Source organism: Bradyrhizobium sp. Leo114, from assembly GCF_055229415.2.
Map to the genome: position 1 here is coordinate 1 of NZ_JBUYEN020000133.1, position 3,399 is coordinate 3,399.

At 59.9% G+C, this 3,399-nt stretch carries 1 protein-coding gene; it reads right to left on the reverse strand.

The features are described from left to right. Positions 1–399: 399 nt before the first annotated feature. Complete coding sequence (locus ACZIRK_RS44810; RefSeq protein ID WP_474419806.1) at positions 400–2,793, reverse strand: Ulp1 family isopeptidase; 2,394 nt, start codon at positions 2,791–2,793, stop codon at positions 400–402. Positions 2,794–3,399: the final 606 nt, after the last annotated feature.

Here is a 3,399-nt window from a genome sequence, read left to right on the forward strand (position 1 = left end):
AACTGACGAGCTGTCCAAATGGACGTCCTTTTTGCCGTCCAATCCCATCCCAAACCTCCGTTCAATCCGGACGCTTCTTCGCACATCTAATCTAACCCCGAACCCTGGGTATCGGCTTAGCGCTTACGGATTTCCTGGATCGACCAGCGGATCAAGAACGATGCGTGGGTCGCGGCCGCCGCAGCCTGTGCTTCGAAAGGATTCCTTCGAGATTCATCCGGTAGGCTCGAATGGCCCGGTTCAATCTCGCCTCCTTCGAAAGGGCCGCGCAGCCTTTTGGCCGACTGGTCAGCAGCTTCGCCAGCTTTGCCTTTCGACTGTCGGATTCAGCCTCGCACACAAGGTCTGGCCGGTGTCGGCGAGAGCCGCTTCAGCCAGTTCTATCGACACAAGCCGACCTCAGCTCCTGAGCCGGTTTTGCAGGGCCAGCCGACTGACCCTGAGGTTCTTAAGGTTCAGCAGGTCCGGCTGTCCTGTTGCCAATCGCCTGACCAGCTCCCGGGTGCCGTCCACGACAAAGACGCCGCAATCATAGGTGTTGCTCTGCTGGCGCATTGCGGCCCGTTGCGGGTTGGCCCCCAGCCGTCTTGCGAGCTCCGCTGCGGGCCGGTCATTATATCCCACCTGAGAGCCGTACCCATCGTCTACCATCAGAGAATCGTAGTAATGGGCAACCGGCCTTGACCGATCGCTGCGATCAATCAGCAGCAGCGACCAGTGACTGCCGCGCCGCTCTATCTCCGCGCCGGCATCGTTTACCGGCAGGAACAGGAAGTCGTCTGTATGGCCAATCCAATTGAGTGCTTGTGCCGCGAGCGCGTCTGACCGCACCATTTGGGCTATCAGGGGATTCACGAACTGCGTCCGGGCGGCGAGATCCGGATTGCTCTCCTGCAACTCCTGTGTCAGGAGCTCATAGTCCCGCTGGATATGCTCGTTCGACAGCCAGTCCGTGGCACCTAGCACGCGTCCGCTGCGGCCGGCGGAAGAGGCGCCGGTAACTGACGTACCGGTCCGGGCATCTGGGACGGGGGAAGGGCGAGGATGATGGATGAATTGCGCATCGCGGCGTCCTCGCGTCCGCAATGTGATCGAGTAGGTCTCACCGTTGATGGAGACCTGCCTTGGGCCGCTGAACTGGGTCGGCAGGACGCCGATGTTATCCAGGGCATCGAGCAGGAAATCCGGCACCGGCCGGGAGCCATGCTGCCAATTCTCGCCGACGAGAGGTCCGATATCCTCAAGCTCCACAAGCGAGCCCGATGCGCCGACGACAAAGCCGGCAGGGCCGAGCACCGGCGGTGATTGAGCATCGTCGCGCAATTCGGATGGCGTCGGCGCATTCAGGTCAACGAAAGAGTCCAGACCCGCGTAGGTATTTGAACGAGCTCCGGCCAGGTGCGCTGGTGCAAAGTGAGCATCGTCGCGCAATTCGGATGGCGTCGGCGCATTCAGGTCAACGAAAGAGTCCAGACCCGCGTAGGTATTTGAACGAGCTCCGGCCAGGTGCGCTGGTGCAAAGTGAGCATCATCGCGCAATTCGGATGGCGTCGGCGCATTCAGGTCAACGAAAGAGTCCAGACCCGCGTAGGTATTTGAACGAGCTCCGGCCAGGTGCGCTGGCGCAAAGTGAGCATCGTCGCGCAATTCGGATGGCGTCGGCGCATTCAGGTCAACAAACGGCTCAAGGCCGGCGTAAGTGTCTGAGCGAGCCCTGGCAGTTGACGGTGACGCTGGTTCTTGCATCTCCTTCCTCAACAAAGCCCAAGCTCCCTCGCTCGGGGTGGCTGGGGTTGCGGGAAGCGCCTGCGACGGGCTGGGCCGCCCAGCGCCCAGCCCGGACGGCAAAGCCGGCTGCTCGCGGGCTTCTGGCCCTAGAGCATGGTTCGCCTCGACGAGTTTTAAGTAATTCCGAAGGTGCGCCAAATCAAGATCATATAGCCTGCCTTCAGTCAGTTTGAATGCAAGCACATCGTCGCGCAGCGTAAATTCCTCCTTGTTGGAGCGGTTAAGTCGGCCAGCCATGCTCTCCCTGCCATTTTCTTTAAGCCACGCACCCAGGGTATGAAGACGTGCAGCCCGCTCCTGGGCAGACTTCCTTGGCTCAAGATTTTTCAAGGCCTGGTCGAGCGCGCCATCTATGAGGGCGGCGTCTTCGGGATAACGACCCAGATGCCATGAGCTACTTGCGCCGGATGCGCGCTCCGCGCGCTGAAACTCGTCAATCATCTTCAACGCGGGCCCGAGGGTTGTGTCGTTCGGACGCAACTCTTTAGCGCGCTTGATGCGTGACTCGTGATCTAGCCTGGCGATTGCGTGGCCCTCGCGGTTGAGCGCTTCAGAAAATATGCGAAGGCTGCCGCTATAGATCACAACGGCCGCTGCGGGTCGCCTGCTGCTACGAGCTGCGCCCTCGATGAGGGCTTGGTCTTCGGCTGGAATACTCCGTTGCCGCCCACGCTGGGAACGGCCTGACGTACCACCGGGTTCAAGATACTCCCGAAGATAACGCAAGCCAGTAATAATTTTCCGGTTGCCGAATTTATTGGCGTGGGCTACCAGCGAATTGTGATCGAGCGCAGAAATCGATTGCCCATTACGTGCGAGATCATCTCCAAGACCACGAAGAACCGTTACATAACTACCGACCGTTGCCGCGCGCAGTCCCCGGCGTTCACCCGCCGACCGAATGGCGTTGTCGATGATGGAGGCGTCTTCATTAGACAGATGGGGGGTGTATCGATCTCGACGCGCGGGCGCCGCTGGGACGGGAGCGGCATCGGCTTGTTGCACCTCATCCAAGCGTTGCTCAAAGCTCGGATGCCCAGCCTCGTCCGCTTGCCCCCCTGACCTGACTGTTGCTTCGCCAAGGCGGGGTGATACCCACGTTGCCAGTCGGGGACTGAAAATATTGAATCTGTTCGGATCCATCGCGACCTCGTTCGACTGGACTTCAGCAATGAGACAGCAGGCTACTGTCGCAACCTGACGAGAGGCTGACGTCGTGGAACCGGCGCTGCCAGCGGCGCCCCCAAAGCTCGCAATCCGAAGACTTTCAAAATCCGTCGTGCCTCAGTTTGAGATTTTTCCGGCCCACCAGATCGTCGTCCATTGGATTGGGGCCAAGGTCCGGGGTCAATTGAGCCACCAGATTGCAGGTGCGGCAATGAGAGCCCAGCGAGGAAGTTTCTGGCGAGCTTGTCACAGCGCTTGACATGTGGCGGAAGTCTTACTCATAGGTCAGAAATATAGGCGACATCTGGATGCTTGAAGAAGAAGGAACGCACCAAAGCTGGTCTGTTGCCGATGTCGGCGAGCTGGGTGCGGACTCGGTCTTCCAATTTCTCGCCTGCGCGCAGCGGCCGGCGTGCATTGCCAGTGCGCTTGGCATGGCTCCAT